The sequence below is a fragment of the Pelobacter seleniigenes DSM 18267 genome, from assembly GCF_000711225.1.
Lineage (GTDB): Bacteria > Desulfobacterota > Desulfuromonadia > Desulfuromonadales > Geopsychrobacteraceae > Seleniibacterium > Seleniibacterium seleniigenes.
Genome location: NZ_JOMG01000004.1, coordinates 556,938 through 573,057, shown reverse-complemented (window position 1 = coordinate 573,057; position 16,120 = coordinate 556,938). Strand labels below are relative to the sequence as shown.

16 protein-coding genes and 1 tRNA gene are annotated in these 16,120 nt (G+C 52.3%); 1 reads left to right on the top strand and 16 read right to left on the bottom strand.

All coding sequences use genetic code 11. The annotated features are described in order from the left end of the window. Window positions 1–32: 32 nt before the first annotated feature. From N909_RS0119615 to N909_RS0119600, 4 genes are all read right to left on the bottom strand, one after another. Entirely contained in the window at window positions 33–260 is a 228-nt protein-coding gene (locus N909_RS0119615; RefSeq protein ID WP_029917836.1) for a hypothetical protein, read from the bottom strand. 183 nt (window positions 261–443) lie between these two features. Then, the gene (locus N909_RS0119610) at window positions 444–944 is read right to left on the bottom strand and encodes a ferritin family protein (protein ID WP_029917835.1); all 501 of its coding nucleotides are present in this window, start codon (window positions 942–944) and stop codon (window positions 444–446) included. 108 nt (window positions 945–1,052) lie between these two features. After that, entirely contained in the window at window positions 1,053–1,217 is a 165-nt protein-coding gene (locus N909_RS25955) for a hypothetical protein (protein WP_169739566.1), read from the bottom strand. Window positions 1,218–1,278: 61 nt separating this feature from the next. Then, entirely contained in the window at window positions 1,279–1,698 is a 420-nt protein-coding gene (locus tag N909_RS0119600; RefSeq protein WP_029917834.1) for a secondary thiamine-phosphate synthase enzyme YjbQ, read from the bottom strand. A gap of 155 nt (window positions 1,699–1,853) precedes the next feature. Between N909_RS0119600 and N909_RS0119595 the strand changes: the two genes are divergently transcribed. Further along, window positions 1,854–2,759 carry a glucosaminidase domain-containing protein gene (locus tag N909_RS0119595; protein ID WP_051689974.1) on the top strand — a complete coding sequence of 302 codons (906 nt, stop codon included), beginning with the start codon at window positions 1,854–1,856 and terminating at the stop codon, window positions 2,757–2,759. 190 nt (window positions 2,760–2,949) lie between these two features. On the opposite strand, the gene N909_RS0119590 is transcribed toward N909_RS0119595, so the two are convergent. The 12 genes from N909_RS0119590 to N909_RS0119535 form a co-directional block, all read right to left on the bottom strand. Continuing rightward, the gene (locus N909_RS0119590) at window positions 2,950–4,005 is read right to left on the bottom strand and encodes a polysaccharide deacetylase family protein (RefSeq protein ID WP_051689973.1); all 1,056 of its coding nucleotides are present in this window, start codon (window positions 4,003–4,005) and stop codon (window positions 2,950–2,952) included. Window positions 4,006–4,021: 16 nt separating this feature from the next. Beyond that, window positions 4,022–5,452, bottom strand: coding sequence for an HD domain-containing protein (locus N909_RS0119585; RefSeq protein ID WP_029917831.1), 1,431 nt, complete (start codon window positions 5,450–5,452; stop codon window positions 4,022–4,024). A gap of 17 nt (window positions 5,453–5,469) precedes the next feature. Continuing rightward, window positions 5,470–5,817 (bottom strand): histidine triad nucleotide-binding protein, encoded by a 348-nt coding sequence (locus N909_RS0119580; RefSeq protein ID WP_029917830.1) that lies wholly within the window; start codon window positions 5,815–5,817, stop codon window positions 5,470–5,472. 115 nt (window positions 5,818–5,932) lie between these two features. Further along, on the bottom strand, window positions 5,933–6,643 hold the full coding sequence (locus N909_RS0119575) for a TlyA family RNA methyltransferase (RefSeq protein WP_245613651.1): 711 nt from the start codon (window positions 6,641–6,643) through the stop codon (window positions 5,933–5,935). A 379-nt stretch (window positions 6,644–7,022) separates the two neighbouring features. Next, window positions 7,023–7,904, bottom strand: a complete 882-nt coding sequence (locus tag N909_RS0119570) for an HDOD domain-containing protein (RefSeq protein WP_029917828.1) — start codon at window positions 7,902–7,904, stop codon at window positions 7,023–7,025. Window positions 7,905–8,192: 288 nt separating this feature from the next. Continuing rightward, a complete protein-coding gene (locus N909_RS0119565; RefSeq protein ID WP_029917827.1) occupies window positions 8,193–8,984 on the bottom strand; it encodes a TIGR00266 family protein in 792 nt (263 codons plus the stop codon). Further along, the gene (gene lipB, locus N909_RS0119560) at window positions 8,971–9,672 is read right to left on the bottom strand and encodes a lipoyl(octanoyl) transferase LipB (protein ID WP_162179142.1); all 702 of its coding nucleotides are present in this window, start codon (window positions 9,670–9,672) and stop codon (window positions 8,971–8,973) included. The genes N909_RS0119565 and lipB overlap by 14 nt, the downstream gene beginning before the upstream one ends. 139 nt (window positions 9,673–9,811) lie before the next feature. Further along, window positions 9,812–12,283 (bottom strand): glucans biosynthesis glucosyltransferase MdoH, encoded by a 2,472-nt coding sequence (gene mdoH, locus N909_RS0119555; RefSeq protein ID WP_211254000.1) that lies wholly within the window; start codon window positions 12,281–12,283, stop codon window positions 9,812–9,814. Beyond that, a complete protein-coding gene (locus N909_RS0119550) occupies window positions 12,280–13,848 on the bottom strand; it encodes a glucan biosynthesis protein G (RefSeq protein WP_029917824.1) in 1,569 nt (522 codons plus the stop codon). Before N909_RS0119550 ends, mdoH begins: the two co-directional genes overlap by 4 nt. 355 nt (window positions 13,849–14,203) lie before the next feature. Further along, window positions 14,204–14,278: transfer RNA gene (locus N909_RS0119545), tRNA-Val, on the bottom strand. A gap of 73 nt (window positions 14,279–14,351) precedes the next feature. Beyond that, window positions 14,352–14,771, bottom strand: coding sequence for a PaaI family thioesterase (locus N909_RS0119540; RefSeq protein WP_029917823.1), 420 nt, complete (start codon window positions 14,769–14,771; stop codon window positions 14,352–14,354). Beyond that, window positions 14,764–16,107 (bottom strand): UDP-glucose dehydrogenase family protein, encoded by a 1,344-nt coding sequence (locus N909_RS0119535; RefSeq protein WP_029917822.1) that lies wholly within the window; start codon window positions 16,105–16,107, stop codon window positions 14,764–14,766. The genes N909_RS0119540 and N909_RS0119535 overlap by 8 nt, the downstream gene beginning before the upstream one ends. Window positions 16,108–16,120 lie beyond the last annotated feature (13 nt).

Sequence of the window (16,120 nt, the reverse complement as noted above, 5' to 3'; positions counted from 1 at the left end):
TTTCCGGCGAGAAAGAACACCAACGAGCGAGTTCAGAACGAAACCGCTGCTAGCGCCAAAATCCCACGGCAAAAATAAATCAGCGCGAACAACAGAGGAAGGATCACATTGGTGAGAAAGTGCAGGAGCAGGCCGCGACTGCGGCCCCAGATTTTCTTCATGGCGGTGAGGCGAAAATATTCCCGTTCGGACAACAGGCGCAGTAAGGAGACGCAAACAATATAAACGGCAAATATGGCCATGACCAGATTTGTATCCATAGCAACTACCTTCCGCGATCCCCTTCTTTATAAAGTGTACCCTCCCTTGCGCTGCCTTCAAGTCCCCCGCAATGCGGCCCTGGTCAATGGAAAATATTTTGTCGCTACGGATAAAAACACAGCTCCCGGCGGAAACACTCCGGGAGCTGTACTGATAATAAGCTTGGCTGAACAATCCTTGGTTCAGTTCTCAGTCAAAAAATAGCGCTCATAAAAATCCTCAAGATTTTTCAAATGGCGCGTTTCGTCGGCCAGCAAACGCTTGAACAGGCCAGCCATGGGTGCGCCCTCGCAACCGCTGATCAAGGCCTTATAAAAATCAACCGCCTGTTTTTCCAAATGAATGGCATATGCCAGAGCAGTCCTGGCATCGGCATCCGGGGAAATCTCCTTCTGCTCAAAAACGTAGTCAAGGTTCATGGTCGGCAGTTCTTGATGCAGGATGGCGGCATTGCTGTCATGCCCTTCCAGTAAGGCAAGTTCAATGCGTTGTTTGTGGTCAAGCTCTTCCTTGGCCGCATCCCTCAGAATAGCTTTGCCTTGACGGTCTTTAACCAGTTGGATAGCTTTCAAATAATTGCGAAAGCCACGCTCTTCCATGGCAATCGCCTTTTCCAACGCAACTTCAAGCGTGTAACATACCGCTTTAACAGACTCCGTTCCGCTTCCCTGATCACTGCTCATCGCCTTCTCCTTTAGTCGATATCATTAAGAGGTTCATGAAATACGAAATCAGCTATTCAGGTCGATGCATACACTTCAGTCATCGCCCCATCAAACCAGGAACCATGATCAATAGATCACGATGTAGCCATGCTTTTCGGCGATTCTGGAAATTTCCAATACGTCCTGGATTTGATAAGTCTCCCCGTCCAGGGCAAACGTAAATCCGCCGCCCGGATTCTCCTTGGCAAGACTGATGAGATACTCGAAACTTGCAGTTTTGATCGTCTCCATTCCCTCACTCCATAAAACAATATTTCATTTTCTGAATGTTAGCACAACCATGATTCCGGAGTCACTCGCCAATAATTTTCACCAGGACTCTTTTTTTTCTGCGCCCGTCAAACTCGCCATAAAAAATTTGTTCCCAGGGACCGAAATCGAGCTGTCCCCCAGTCACCGCAACGACAACCTCACGCCCCATGACCGTTCTTTTCAAATGAGCATCACCGTTATCTTCACCGGTATTATTATGCCGATAAAGATCGAGGGGCTGATGCGGAGCAAGCTGTTCGAGCCAACGCTCAAAGTCATGATGAAGCCCGGACTCATCATCATTGATAAAAACAGACGCGGTGATGTGCATGGCATTGCACAGCAAAAGGCCTTCGCGGATCCCGCTTTCCTGCAGACACTCCCGGACCCGTGCGGTGATGTTGACAAAGCCTCGCCGGCTGGGAATATTGAAAGACAGCTCCTTTCTAAATGACCTCATATTAAGCCTCCGCTGAAAAAATAACCGGAATTATCGATTTTTACTAAAGTTATTGTAAAATATAAAGAAAAAGATCATTCGAGAGTTGACAGATGTCGTTATTTTCTATATAAAAATCCGCTGTCGCTGCATAGCGGCGTACCACTCATTACATTATGAAACGAATAAAATCAAACACATATCTGCTTCCACTGGTTTTCGTCATCGGCCTGCTGGTGGCAAGCTGCACAGAGAGTTCGGCTCCGGTTTACCGAGGTCCCGAGGTCCAGATTTTAGGGGAAACCTCCTATCGGGATCTTGAAACCAAATTCAACCGTTACAGTTATCGACTTGACAATATTGAAAACGGCATCCCCCCGCTGATATTGCGTAGTCTGCCCGATGATCTTTCCGAAATCAACTCCAGCAGGAAAAGAAAAAGCATCTTCCTTAAATCCCTTTTGCCGATGGTCCTATTGGCCAACAACGAAATTCACTACGAGCGGCAGAAACTGGAAAAAATCAGCAGGGCCTATACAGCTCATCAGCAACTCGATTCAGCCCAGGAACATATCCTCGCCTCCCTGGCAGACCGCTATGATGTCAAGTTTACTCAGGAGGATACCGAATCCACCCTGGAGATACTCCAGCGCCGGATCGACATCATCCCTGCTGACTTGGCCCTGGCCCAGGCGGCCAATGAATCAGCCTGGGGCACCTCTCGCTTTTCACGAGTCGCCAACAACCTGTTCGGGGAATGGACGTTCCAACCCGGGCAAGGGATTGTGCCTCTGGGCCGACCCGAGGGCGAAACTTACGAGGTGCAGAAATTTAACACCGTATACGATTCAGTCCGCTCTTACCTGCACAATCTAAACACCCACCCGGCCTATCGGGATCTCCGTAACATCCGCGAACAGCTGCGCGAAGAGGGGAAGAAACCCAACGGGCTGGCTCTGGCTGAAGGCTTGTTGCGTTATTCGGTCAGGGGCGAGGAATACGTCAACGAATTAAAGGCAATGATTCGCAAGAACCGGCTGGATCGCCTGGCGCAGGCAAAACTGCGAATCACAAGCATCTGAGAGCAACAAGCCAACCTCCCCCCGCCGTTGATCACTGTCGTCGCGCTCAAACCGCCTGCTGATCGTTTAAACCCGGGCGTACTTCACTCGGTTGAAGCGGATGCCGGTTCTGCGACCGCTCGCCGGAGCAGCAAAGCAAATCCATCAAGACGATCAGCGAAAACTCAGCAGACTGCGTTGGTGAAGAAGATTAATCAGCCGGACGATCGGCCAGAATCCAGGGGTGGCTGAACCAGTGCCAATGCCCCTGAACATCCAGGTAGGTCACGGTATATTTATTCCGCCGCCCGCTCAAAGGTTTCTCAGCGACAACCCGATACCAGCCTTCACCCAGGTCCAGTAATTTTTCGATATGGCAGCTATTTTCCCCTTGCACAAAACAGTTTGCCGAGCCCAGACGAAAAGCTGAATCCGCAGGAAGCTGTAATTTTAATTCGGGCGGGTTGTTCCGCACCACCGGGTCAAAGGGCTTTTGGTCAGCAATGACCAGGGGGGTCATATTCAACTTGCTGATAAACCCGGCGATGGTTGCAAACGGCCCTCCCATCGGGAATCGCGGCAGGGTGAAACGGTCGGAACCGGAATGAATAACGCCCGACTGCTGGGCAAAAGCCGCGCTAAACCCAAGGTCTTTGACGATATCGACGAGACTGGCCGAATATTCCCCGTAAGGATACGCAAACAGGGTCGCAACGCGGCCCAGGTGCTTCTGAAAGGCTGTCTGTGCGGCTAGGATATCCGCCCGGACCCGCTGTTGCCATTGTTCTTGCGACTCCCCTGGCTGTTTTTCAACCAGATAAGCGTGGGTTGCCGTGTGATTACCGATCGTGATGCCTTGGCTGACAACATCCTGCAATTGATCCCAGCCCATATACCCTTTGCCCCCAACCGAGTCACTGTTGACAAAGAGAGTGACCGGGTAGCCGAACTCACGGATGATCGGCATGGCAACCTTGTAGAACGATTCAAAAGCATCATCAACACAAAAAGCCACCGCCTGATCGGGTAACGGCTCTCCAGCGGCGAGGCGACGGGCGATCTCATCCAGGGAGAGGACCTGAATATTATGAGCTCTGACATACTCAAGCTGGCGGCGGAAAATATCGGAAGAGATATCGGTCGAAGGGTATCGGGTTTCATCGAAACGATGATAAATAAAGGTATTGACCTGCCCTCCGAATACGTTTCCGGGTAAGCAGGAAAGAAAAATAGCCGCAAATACGAGCCAGAAGAGGTTGTGTTTCATCAGCAAAATCGTTTCATCATGCGGCCCTGACTTTATTCCGCAGATACCGACGGATGCTGTTCCTGGCCTTGGGGGTGATGGCCCACTCCAGCCATTTTGGTAAAACTTCCGGCTGCTCTGCGGTTTCCACAACGATCTGGTCGCCATCGATCAAGCGGGTTTTTAATTGTCGGGTGCGCCCGTTAATGATTCCGCGCCGGGCATGCAAACCGAGAGAGTCATGAATTTCAAAAGCAAAATCAAGAACACTGCTCCCTTCCGGCAGCGTTCGGATCTCGCCTTGCGGAGTGTAAACCTGGATCGTCGCCGAAGCGAGCTTGAGGGATTCGGTATCAAACGCCGATTCCCCTTCCATAAGCGATCGCATCAGCTCCCGAAAATTCTCGTGACGAAATTTAAAGCCGGGAGCAAGCACACCCGATTCGTTGAAGCGGGCCAGTTTCCGGGTGGTGATTTCGACCCGCAAGCGATGTTCCCCAGCCTGAACGGTAGTCTTCAATGCCTGATAACCGTACTTTGACGTCATGTTCAGATGATCACGCAATTTCCCCGGAATGGGCGGAAAGAGTCCGTGAAGAATCCCCAAAAAAAGATAGGCGTCCATCATCCGATCAACCTGAACTTCCAGAGTAAACAGAGTGGAAAACCCCCGGCTCATCCCCTGTGCCGCAGCGACGGAAAACGGTCGCCAGCGGTCTTTGAGCAGCACTGAAATTTTATGTTTTTCACAGGAATTATTAATTTTCGCCCGGAGTTTGCGCAGAAATTCCAGATTTTGTTCCTGCAGCTGGGCAATTTTGTCACCGTAACTCTTAGCGCGTTTTGGATATAACAATGAGTAAGAAAGGGATTCCAACTCGGTCGCGACATAACCCATGCCGAGGTGCTGGGCGAGAGGAACATAAACCATACGGGTCTCCTCGGCAATCAGCTTCTGCTTATGCATCGGCAGCGCATCGATGGTCCAGAGGTTATCTATCCGATCCCAGAATTTCAAACATAAAACCCGGATATCGTTAATGGCAACCAGCAGGGTTTTTTTATAAGTTTCCTTTTTCAGGTCTTCCCGGCTCATCAGTTCGGAGGTGACCTTGGTCAGTCCGTCAACCAGGTTGGCGACCTCCTCACCATACTTTTTTCTCACCTGGGCCAACGTCACCGGAGTATCTTCAACGACATCATGCAAGAGCGCAGCGATCACGGAAGGGAAGTCCATCCAATGGCGGGCGGCCAGGTGCGTGACCCGAAGCGGGTGGAAAATATAGGGCTCGCCCGATTTGCGCAGCTGTCCCTTATGAGACGTACGTGCGTCCTGCAAGGCCTGTTGAACCTGTATCAATTCACGGTCAAGATCATCTTCCGATAGCTCGGCAGCATGATGCGTGACCAAAAGCTCCATAATGTCGGTCATCAGGCGTTGTTCTGTTTTACTGTCGAATTCTGTCATACCATCCAGTGACTGATCTATCCTGGCGGCCAGGTCAGCTCTCTCCCGCCCAATAAGTGAAAATGCAAATGCCAGACGGTTTGCCCAGCTGCCTGGTTACAATTATTGACGACCCTGAACCCGTCTTCGGAAAACCCGTAGTCATGAGCCATTTTCCCGGCAATCTGAAAAACATGACCAACCAGGGAATTGTCAGCCGTGGTTAGATCCAGAGTCGTTCTGATGTGCTTTTTCGGGATGATCAGCATATGCTCTGGAGCCTGAGGATCGATATCTTCAATCACCATAACCAGCTCGTCCTGATAACGGACTTTTGCCGGAATCTCCCCGGAAACAATTTTGCAAAATAAACAATCTGAGCTCATGAGGCACCCCCTATAGTTAACTTCGCAGCGCACTGACAATAGAAAAAGTTTGTCATCGGCAGCCCTGGTCTTTCAATTTATCTGTCTTAACAATAATAGGAAGGCAAGCAGGATTTCAACTGCTCTTTCGCAGATGGATCAGAAATTCCCTGTTTCCCTTGGAACCGAGGATGGGACTGTCGATGATACCCAGGACCTGACAGTGGAGTTCTTCGGCAACCTGACGAATCTGTTCCAGAACCTGTTCATGCAAGGTGCGGTCCTTAACAATCCCTCCTTTACCGACCAGTCCCTTACCGACCTCAAACTGGGGCTTGATCAGTGCAATAACCTGACCGTTTTCAGTAATTAAAGCAAGCGTATTCGGTAACACTTTGGACAGGGAAATGAACGATGCGTCAATAACGGCAAGGGATGGCTTTTCATCGAATTGCTCAATGTCCAAATGACGGATATTGCACCGCTCCAGGTTGACGACCCGGGGATCTTCCCGCAGTGACCAGGCCAATTGTCCGTAACCGACATCGACAGCATATATTTTTGCCGCTCCGTTCTGCAACAGACAGTCTGTGAAGCCGCCGGTGGAAGCTCCGACATCAAGGGCAATGATCCCATGCACATCAAGTTGGAATTCCCGCAAAGCTTTCTGTAACTTCAACCCTCCGCGCGAAACAAACGGGATATCATCACCTTTCAGGCGGATCTCCGCATGGTCAAAAACCTGGCTGCCGGCTTTATCGACCCGATGGTCGTCAACCACCACTTGCCCGGCCAGAATCAGGGCACGCGCCCGTTCCCGGGATGCGGCCAAGCCTCGCTGTACCATCAATTTATCAAGACGCTCCTTCATTGACTGCCATCAACTCCAAGTCAGTAATTGCCAAAACCGTCGGCCAGCTGACAACTTCAGGACGATGACCATCGGTAACATAAAAAATAGCCTTTTCTGGGGCCATTGTGCAAATTATTTGCGGCTCAACAGCCATTTAATCCCATAAAAGGGAGACCAGACCGTTGCTCTCAGTCGACCTGATCATGTAAGGGTGAGTAAATCTGCAAGCCATTCAATCCGTGCCTTTGCGAAATGACCAAGGCGCGATTACTTTCTCCCCAAAGAAACAAAAATGGGAGTTGTCAACAAATAAAAAAGGGAGCCTAAGCTCCCTTTGCGCGTCCAACAGGTAATCTTCCGACAATCGGAAAAATCAGCCAATAAAAAAGTCTCTGTTTTCGCTGAAAACCTCGTTTATTTCAGAAACGGCATCGTCAACCTGGTCTTCACTTAAATTCAGCGCCTGGGCCCCCAGGCAAGCAAAAGCATTCAAATCCGCATTGGGTTCACGCTGCCCAAGACCCAATTTAAGGCAGATATGTCCCGACAGATTGACAGTAGCCGTCAATGCCAGCACTGCCTTGCTGTCGAAGTCACCAAAATCATCGGTTTCATCATCGCCGCTGGCAATATTCAGATCTTCATGATGCAGCACTGCCATGACCAGCGATTTGGAGAAGTTCCACTTTTCAAGAACCGCGGCACCGACCACTTCATGGGAATAGGGGAAAAAACGACCTTCAAGCTCAGTGGTACTGACCCCCTCGGAATAAGCGGCCTCAACCAGCGCACGATACGTGTCAGGGTCACTGTAATTCATGACGATTTTACCAAGATGGCGGAACAAGCCAGCCAAAAAGGCTTCTTCAGGATCGGCAGAAGAAAACTTGCGGGCGAGGATGCGCCCTCCAATAGCGCAGCCCATGGCGTCTTCCCACAGCATCTTTTCCAGCAGTCCGTAAGATTTATTCATTCCTTCAAGACTTGCGGCCAGAACCAGGCTGCGCAGAGTGCGCTCCCCAACGATGGCAATGGCATGGTCCAAGGTCTTGATTTGTCGTTTCATGCTGTAGAAGGCGGAATTTGCCACTTTCAGCAACCGTGCCGAAACAGCGGGGTCGCTGGAGATGGCCTGTGCAACGCCTCGATAATCAACATCCGGGTCGCCAAGTAATTCAAGGACTTTCGAAGCAACCACCGGCATCGGCGGTAAATCGCGAATAGAGCGTACGACGGTTTGAAAATCGTTTGACATTTGTTCTCCTTAACAGCCAATTATGATAATAAGCTAACAATAGCAAAATCACGGCATGAAATCATGTATAAAATGACCAGACACAGTGAAACAATCGCGGCAGATCTTTTTTATACAGAGACGGTCTTCAAGAGGATGGTGTGACAATGGATCAGGAACCGGCTGGACCGGCTGCGGATTAAAAGAACGGGCTTGCTTTCCGGTAAAAAAATCCACAGGTTGTCATCGGCCTCGCGGCGTATTTTAAACCGGTTGTGGCTTCTCCGAGATCAGGTCAGAAGCGCCTGGTCAATCTCCATCGAGCATCCGGCCAAGCCCTCCCAACAGCGATCCTTCACCTTTCTGAGTACCTCCGGCCGCTGGCGCGTGAGCGATAATCCGATCCGCCAGGCGACTGAACGGCAGACTCTGCAGCCAGACCCGTCCGGTCCCGCGCAAAGTCGCAAGAAACAGCCCTTCCCCGCCAAAGAACATGCTTTTTAAATTCCCCGCGCGCTCGATGCTGTAGTCGACGGTGGGCTCGAAAGCGACGAGGCAACCGGTGTCGACCCGGAGTGTCTCCCCTTGCAGCTGTTTTTCGATGATCGTCCCGCAGGCATGAACAAAAGTCATCCCGTCACCTTGCAGATACTGCAAAATAAAACCTTCGCCACCGAAAAAACCGGTTCCGAGACGACGCTGAAAAGCGATGCCGAGACGGGTCCCATAAGCGGCGCACAGAAAGGAGTCCTTTTGACAGAGAATCCCGCCGCCACCGATGGTCGCCAGATCCAAGGGAACGATTTTCCCCGGGTAGGGAGCAGCAAAAGCGACATGCTTTTTCCCCCGGCTTTGGTTGGTGAAGTGGGTCATAAAAACCGATTCACCGGTCAAAGCGCGTTTGCCCGCTCCGAGCAGCTTGCCGAACAAACCCTGATCCGGCTCCGAGCCGTCTCCCATGCGCGCCTCAAAACTGATTCCATCTTCCATATAGGTCATGGCACCGGCTTCGGCAACCACGGTTTCTCCCGGGTCCAACTCAACCTCGACAAGCTGCATATCATCACCGATAATCCGGTAATCAACTTCATGACAACGCATATTCTTCTCCTGTTTTTTCGTTGGCCGTATGAGCAGCGGCCCGATAAGCAAAGGCGGTGCAGAAATGTCCGACAAAACGCTTCTTTACCAGGTTCATATCGACCTCATGCCCCAACTCCTGCCGCAAGGAGGTCACGACCTCGCGGGGCCGCCCACAGGGGACTATCAGGTTGAACGTGGCCAAGGAATTATTGATATTTACGGCGATGCCGTGGGAGGATATCCATTTTTTCAAAGCGATCCCGAAACTGCAGATTTTTTTCCCGTTCACCCAGACACCGGGCTCCCCCTGCTTCAACTCTCCCTTGACCCCGAAATCCGCCAGCACACTCACCACCACATTCAGAAAGCTGTCGGCAAACCAGCGCACATCGTGCCGTTTCAGCCGGGTTATGGGATAAGCAACCAATTGGCCCGGCTCATGGGCCGTTGCCAAGCCGCCCCGGTTGATCCGCTGTAAAACCACCCCCTGGGCACGCAAGGCCTGCTCCGAGCAATGCAGATCGGCACCGGTTGCCCGGCGCCCCAAAGTAACAGTCGGCGGATGTTCGACTAAGATCAAGTTATCCCGAATCGTCCCTGCCAGCAGACCGCTGACCATGTCCTGTTGCCGAGAAAAAGCTGTCTCGTATTCCAGCCTTCCCCAGTCCACAACAACCAGCGGGGTTTCCATTAACGAGGGTGCCATATGTGTCATTCCTTTTATCCTGCCAAGACGCCGCTTTCCACCTCATTACCGGGTCAGTAAACCGGCCGCGGGAAAAGTATCGTTAGGCGGTTTTGGATCGCCCCTCCGCAGGTTCAATAAACGATTGGCCAATCATCCGCTAAGGTGTTCGCTGGGTATAACGGCCAAACCATTTGGCGGTCAACGGACCCTCAGGCAAAGACCAAACCGCCTTGTGCAGCATCCAGAGGGTCAGGCTATCCCGTAGAATACGTTTCTTTTCTTCAACACTCAAGCCCTCCGGGCCTGAATTCAACGCTTTTCTCAAGAGGAGAAAACGGCGACCGGCAGCCAGCCTGGACTGGATAGTGTTCCCTGACAACCGCCGATGAAGAAGGTTTATCCGCGGATTCAAAACGGCCCGAACAAATCCGTCAGTCGGCTTCAGGCGCAGAGGCGATTCGGAACGAGCCAAGACAACCTGCCTGTTCATCAGCGCGACCAGTTCAGGAGGCGGTGCGGTTTCTTCCGGGATAAGAAACAACCGGTGCTTTCTGGCCGCCTGGCCTAAATTGGTTCGGCTGGTCAAGACCGAGATAGGGACCGCAAGTAACAACGGAATGACAATCGGCATCATCCAGAGTAAAAAACCTGGACTGATCAGCCCCAGGATGACCGTCCAAAGCGCTGCGAACAGCACCCCAGAGCCATGAAATCTGGTGGCATCCCGCCAGCCGGTACTCAAGTCTTCTCTATTCTGCGGCAACCAGCCGGTTTTTATCCCCAGGAAATGGAAGGCGATAAATTTACAATGAAACCACATTCTGAGCGGCGCCAGGCAGACCGACAACAACGACTCGACAAACAGGCTTTTCAACATCCCGCAGATCCCACCAAACCTGCTGCAGCGCTTTTGCCGAACGATCGTCAGCAGCGCCAAAAATTTAGGGAAAAACAATAAAACGGCAGTGACGGTCAGCAGCGCAAGCGGGCCAAAAGGATCCCAGACCGGCCATTGCGGGAACAAAGCCCGCCCAGACGGAAAGTATTCCGGCGGACGAAAGGCTTCAACAATAACTGCGGCGGAGGAAAGCAGCAACAAAACCATCCACAGCAGGGCCGAAACATAACTCATGATCCCGTTGATAAACAACCAACGGTGGGCCGCCGAGAATCCGTCGACAAACAGCAGACGCAAATGTTGCAGGTTACCGCTGCACCAGCGCCGATCCCGGTTGATTTCATCCACCAGAGTCGGCGGCGGTTCTTCATAAGAGCCATCCATATCGTAGGCCAGCCAGACGGTCCAGCCAGCCCGGCGCATCAATGCCGATTCAACAAAATCGTGACTGAGAATATCGCCTCCCCACGGGGCTTTCCCCGGTAGTCTCGGCAGGCTGCAATGCTCCATGAAGGGTTCAACCCGCAAGATGGCATTGTGCCCCCAGAAGCTGCCATCCCCAAGCTGCAGGGCATGCAGTCCGGCAGCGAACAGAGGTCCGTAAGCGCGGCTGGCAAACTGTTGCATTCTGGCAAAAAGGGTTTCTCGACCGACCACGGCAGGTGGGGTCTGGATGATCCCGACATCCGGATGATGCTCCATCAATTGCACCAGTCTAACCAAACTGGTGCCACTCATGACACTATCCGCGTCAAAAACAATCATATACCGGTAAGCGGCTCCGAAACGGCGACAGAAATCAGCGACATTGCCACTCTTGCGCTTAATATTGAGGTGCCTGCGCCGATAAAATATATTCCCCGGGTCGCCAAGGTCGCTAGATAATTGCCGCCACTGGATTTCTTCATTGACCCAGGCATCGGGATCTTTGGAATCACTCAGAAGGAAAAAATCAAAGGCGTTCATCTGACCCGTTTCCTGCAGGGACCGATAAACGGAAAAGACGCCGGCACTGATCCGACGCATATCCTCACCACAGATGGGAAACAGAATCGCGGTCCGGCAGCCCGGGGAAATCGCGGTCGGCAGTACAGGCAGGTCTCTGCCCAGCAGGTCGCGCCCCGAGCGCCTGGTCAGCACGACAAAGCCGGCCAGGGCCACCCAGAAGCCGACCGATACCCAGGCAAACAACAGGCCGGACACCACGATGAGAGCTTTTTCTATAGCACTGCCACCATGAAACGGCAGCACCGTCGATACCCCCCAGGCTGCCAGCAGGGCCGGTGGGAAAACCAGCAGAGCCAACAGCAGCCTGCGCCGCAAGGCCCTGCCCTGCCAGGCGAATCGTCCCGCTGGCAACGCGGTCGCCGCCGACCCATCAGCCACGGCAGACCGTTGTTGAGACTGACCGCCGGTGTGCTTTTTCGGCCAGGATTTAAAGCTTGCCCAGGGATTGGCAGACATGCTGCGCCGCTTGAGTCGGGGAACCGCAGCCAAGTCATCACCACCGACTTCCTGCTGGATCTTTGCTCGCAAATCCTGGAGGACCTCGGCTTGGATTGCGCCATCGCTCAATTCATTCTTATGCTTAAAACTGTGCAATGCCGCCATAACCAGTTCGTAGCGTCGCACTTCCGAAATGGGCCAGCAACGTAGAAAGGTCAGACAACGCTGTGCTATGGAATCGGCACAGGCACTTTTATCCTTCTGAAGGCGTTTAAAATTGCTCACGGCCCCCCCTTTTTGCCAAGCAGATAGCTCCAGGTTTCGGAGATGACATCAGGGCCGTTTTTGAGGAATGCCCTCACTTCAATGCCGCGGCCATTATCCGGCAGCACTTTATCCAGCGCCGTTTTGGGCTCGGTTGCCAGAACAAAGGCCAACCGCCAGCTTTGATCAAGCGGGTTCTTTTGCACGGTCTGCATGACAACCCGCCCTCCTGCCCCGGCGCTGACAACCGCCTCAACAGGTTGCTCGTCCGACAATCGCTTGAGGCCCGCGCCGGCAAAATCGATGACAAACCGATACCGGGAAGCATCCTGCTCCCGCCCGATACGGGTGGCGACCACACGTGCACCGGGCGAATCGATCTTGTTCCCGCCTCCCCACCACATGCGATAGTCAAACTGCAACTCGCTGCCGGCCTGGGGAGGGGCATCGGGCACAAAGAAGGCGACGACATTGTCGTGGATTTCATCCTTGGTCGGAATCTGAATGAGTTCGATCCGCCCCGGACCCCATTCAGAAAGAGGCTCGATCCACAGCCCTGGTCTCTTTTCATAGTGGGCCTCAAGATCCTGGTAGTGATCAAAACTCTTGTCTCTCTGCAGTAATCCAAACCCCTTGAAGGAAAGGCCCTTGAAACCGTTCACCTGTAGCAACCTGCCGTTACTCAATGGTCGCCATAACCATTCACCGGAACCGAAATGGATCAGTAACCCATCGGAATCATGGACCTCAGGACGGAAATCATCGATTCCCGGAAGCCGGTTATTCTCACCGAAAAAATACATACTGGTCAGAGGGGCAATGCCGAGCTTGTCAACCGCTTCCCTGCAAAACAGGTGACTAGAAACATTGATAATCGTATTCGGACCTGGAACCACGGTATATTGATACGCCCCGGTGACACGCTGACTGTCCAGCAGCGCAAAAATAGTCAAGGCACTATCTGTCGGCTTGGGCTGAACGATCCAGAATTCCCTGAACCAGGGAAATTCTTCACCATGGGAGGATGCAGTATCGATGGCGAGACCACGGGCAGAAAGGCCATACGCATCGTCTTTGCCGACCGCACGTAGATAGCTCCCGCCAAGGAACACCAGAAACTCATCCAGGTAGTCAGTCGTTTTTATGGCAGAATGCACCCGGAATCCGGCCAGACCGACCTGTTCTGGAATCTGTGGTGACTGGGGCAAGCCGCCATAGTCAAACCAGCTGCGCTCGGCAACAATGGGCACAACCCCCGTTGGGGTAACGGCATTGAGTTTGACAGTCCGATCATAAACAAAACCGGGATGAAAAAACTGCAGTTCAAAGGGAAATTTTTGAGCATGCCAGTAAGCTTTATCCCGACGCTGTCGAATGGTTCTCCATTCATCGTAAGTCATGTTCCGGAGCAACTCGGGTAAAGGCGGCGGCGGAACATAACTTTCCCCCGCCAATTGCCTGGCCTGGTCAATCACCTGCTGAAAAGTAAAATCATCGGCTTGTACCGGCCCTGCTACACCAAGCAATGTCACCAGCAGAACCAAAACAATAGCTGCTGTCATTGCATCAACGATCGTTCTTTTCATTTAAAAAACCTCTCACATTTGATCTGGAATATATTCCCACTTAATGGGTGCAAAACAAGTGCCTGAAATAACAGATTCGACCATTTCATGACCAGAAGAAAAAACAGCTGATTTAATGAGAAAATCGACCAGAGTTGACCAGAAATGGTTCGCATGGCAGAAACCGTCGCGGAAAGGAAGAGGTCAGGAAGACACAGTGTTGCAAAATTGTTGCAGTTTCATTCAGTCAAGGACAGCAGCGATGCAGGAAAAAAATAATGTCGGGAGGAACTCAGGAAAGAGAAAAAGCCGGCACAGTTGCCGACTTTTTTATTATCGCGACCCGGTCATGACCGAATAGCTGCATGTTTTTTCTTGGTGGGCGTTACTGGGATTGAACCAGTGACCCCTGCCGTGTGAAGGCAGTGCTCTCCCGCTGAGCTAAACGCCCAAGAGGGCTCTTATATAGCAATAACCAACCGGACTGTCAATGCGAGATTTGGCTCTTTTTTATCCGCAACGATTTAATGCTTATCCAAAACAAATACTTTGGCCTGGGCTTCAGCATAAAGAGTCCCGTCAACTTTGACCTGAGCACAGGCACTCCAGATCTTGCGCTTATGCTCCAACAGTTGACCGAACAGTTCGACCTCCACCCCGACCGGGACCGGTTTGCGATAACGGACCTGCATTTCGGCGGTAACACATTGATCCGCCAGATTGCGGCAGGCGTAGACACAGGCTTCATCCAGCAAGGTGGCCAGAATTCCTCCATGCACCACCCCTTGCCAGCCCTGGTATTCGGATGCCAGAGTCACGCGCGCATAACTGGTGTTACCCGCGGGATCGGTCTGAAAAACGACTTGCAAGCCAAGGGGGTTATTCCGGCCACAGACAAAACACGCAGAATCATCCTTGTAGAGCACCTCCCCGGATTCAGCCATGGGTCAGACGCCCGACACCAAAATATTCAAACCCTTCCCGAACAATGTATTCAGGCTCATACTGATTGCGTCCGTCAAAGATGACCTGCTTGCGCATGCTCTTGCGCATCGCCGCCAGGTCAGGATTCCGAAACGGCTTCCACTCCGTCACCAGCAGTAAAGCGTCTGTATCGACCAAGGCATCGTATTGATTGTTGGCAAGGGTCAGGGAACCGGATTCGAACCACTGGGCGGGTAATTCCTTGACCGCCGTTTCCATGGCAACCGGATCATAGGCAATCACTTTGGCGCCCGCGGCAATCAGGTCGGCAATCAGCACCTTGGACGGAGCCTCGCGCATATCATCCGTCCCGGGTTTGAAAGCCAGCCCCCAAAGGCCGAAGCGCAGCCCGCTCAGATCTTTGCCAAAGCGTTTTTCAAGCTGCCGGGAAAACCATTGCTTTTGTTGTTTATTACGATTTTCCACAGAGAGCAGGACTTCCGGCTGATAGGAATAATCCTGGGCCATGCGGATAAGAGCCTGAACGTCCTTGGGGAAACAGGATCCGCCGTAACCGCAGCCCGGATAGATAAACGAGAAGCCGATGCGGCTGTCCGAACCGATCCCGCGCCGCACATTCTCGACATCAACCCCCATCAGTTCACATAAATTGGAAATTTCGTTGATAAAGGAAATTTTGGTGGCCAGCATGGAGTTGGCGGCATATTTGGTCATCTCGGCATCGCGCACCCCCATGAAGATGGTCCGCTCGTGATTCCGGTTGAAAGGAGCATACAGCTGATGCATAAGCTCCCTGGCCCGATCGCTTTCGGTACCGACAATCACCCGATCCGGTTTCATGAAGTCATCAATGGCCGCGCCTTCTTTCAGAAACTCTGGATTACTGACCACGTCAAACTCGACCTTGATCCCGCGTTTATCGAGTTCTTCCTGAACTGCGGCCCGGACCAGGTCGGCGGTACCGACCGGAACCGTTGACTTGTCGACAATCACTGAATAATCGGTGATCAGGCTGCCAATCTCGCGGGCTACAGCGAGAACATAGCGCAGGTCAGCCGAGCCATCTTCTCCAGGGGGTGTACCAACCGCGATAAAATAGATATTGGAGGTTTTGACCGCTTCCGCCAGGCTGGTGGTGAAATGCAGACGCCCTTCGGAAAAATTACGGGAAACAATCCCCTCCAGGCCCGGTTCGTAAATCGGCAGCTTGCCCTTTTGCAGACCGCGGATTTTCTCCTGATCGACATCAACGCAGTTCACCCGATTGCCCATTTCAGCAAAACAAGCACCGCTGACCAGGCCGACATACCCGGTTCCGATAATTGTCAGGTTCATATTTTCTCCTGTA

Coding starts and splice junctions, on each gene's coding strand:
- N909_RS0119615 (WP_029917836.1), bottom strand. CDS start 260: ATGGATACAAATCTGGTCATGGCCATATTTGCCGTTTATATTGTTTGC.
- N909_RS0119610 (WP_029917835.1), bottom strand. CDS start 944: ATGAGCAGTGATCAGGGAAGCGGAACGGAGTCTGTTAAAGCGGTATGT.
- N909_RS25955 (WP_169739566.1), bottom strand. CDS start 1,217: ATGGAGACGATCAAAACTGCAAGTTTCGAGTATCTCATCAGTCTTGCC.
- N909_RS0119600 (WP_029917834.1), bottom strand. CDS start 1,698: ATGAGGTCATTTAGAAAGGAGCTGTCTTTCAATATTCCCAGCCGGCGA.
- N909_RS0119595 (WP_051689974.1), top strand. CDS start 1,854: ATGAAACGAATAAAATCAAACACATATCTGCTTCCACTGGTTTTCGTC.
- N909_RS0119590 (WP_051689973.1), bottom strand. CDS start 4,005: ATGAAACACAACCTCTTCTGGCTCGTATTTGCGGCTATTTTTCTTTCC.
- N909_RS0119585 (WP_029917831.1), bottom strand. CDS start 5,452: ATGACAGAATTCGACAGTAAAACAGAACAACGCCTGATGACCGACATT.
- N909_RS0119580 (WP_029917830.1), bottom strand. CDS start 5,817: ATGAGCTCAGATTGTTTATTTTGCAAAATTGTTTCCGGGGAGATTCCG.
- N909_RS0119575 (WP_245613651.1), bottom strand. CDS start 6,643: ATGGTACAGCGAGGCTTGGCCGCATCCCGGGAACGGGCGCGTGCCCTG.
- N909_RS0119570 (WP_029917828.1), bottom strand. CDS start 7,904: ATGTCAAACGATTTTCAAACCGTCGTACGCTCTATTCGCGATTTACCG.
- N909_RS0119565 (WP_029917827.1), bottom strand. CDS start 8,984: ATGCGTTGTCATGAAGTTGATTACCGGATTATCGGTGATGATATGCAG.
- lipB (WP_162179142.1), bottom strand. CDS start 9,672: ATGGCACCCTCGTTAATGGAAACCCCGCTGGTTGTTGTGGACTGGGGA.
- N909_RS0119550 (WP_029917824.1), bottom strand. CDS start 13,848: ATGAAAAGAACGATCGTTGATGCAATGACAGCAGCTATTGTTTTGGTT.
- N909_RS0119540 (WP_029917823.1), bottom strand. CDS start 14,771: ATGGCTGAATCCGGGGAGGTGCTCTACAAGGATGATTCTGCGTGTTTT.
- N909_RS0119535 (WP_029917822.1), bottom strand. CDS start 16,107: ATGAACCTGACAATTATCGGAACCGGGTATGTCGGCCTGGTCAGCGGT.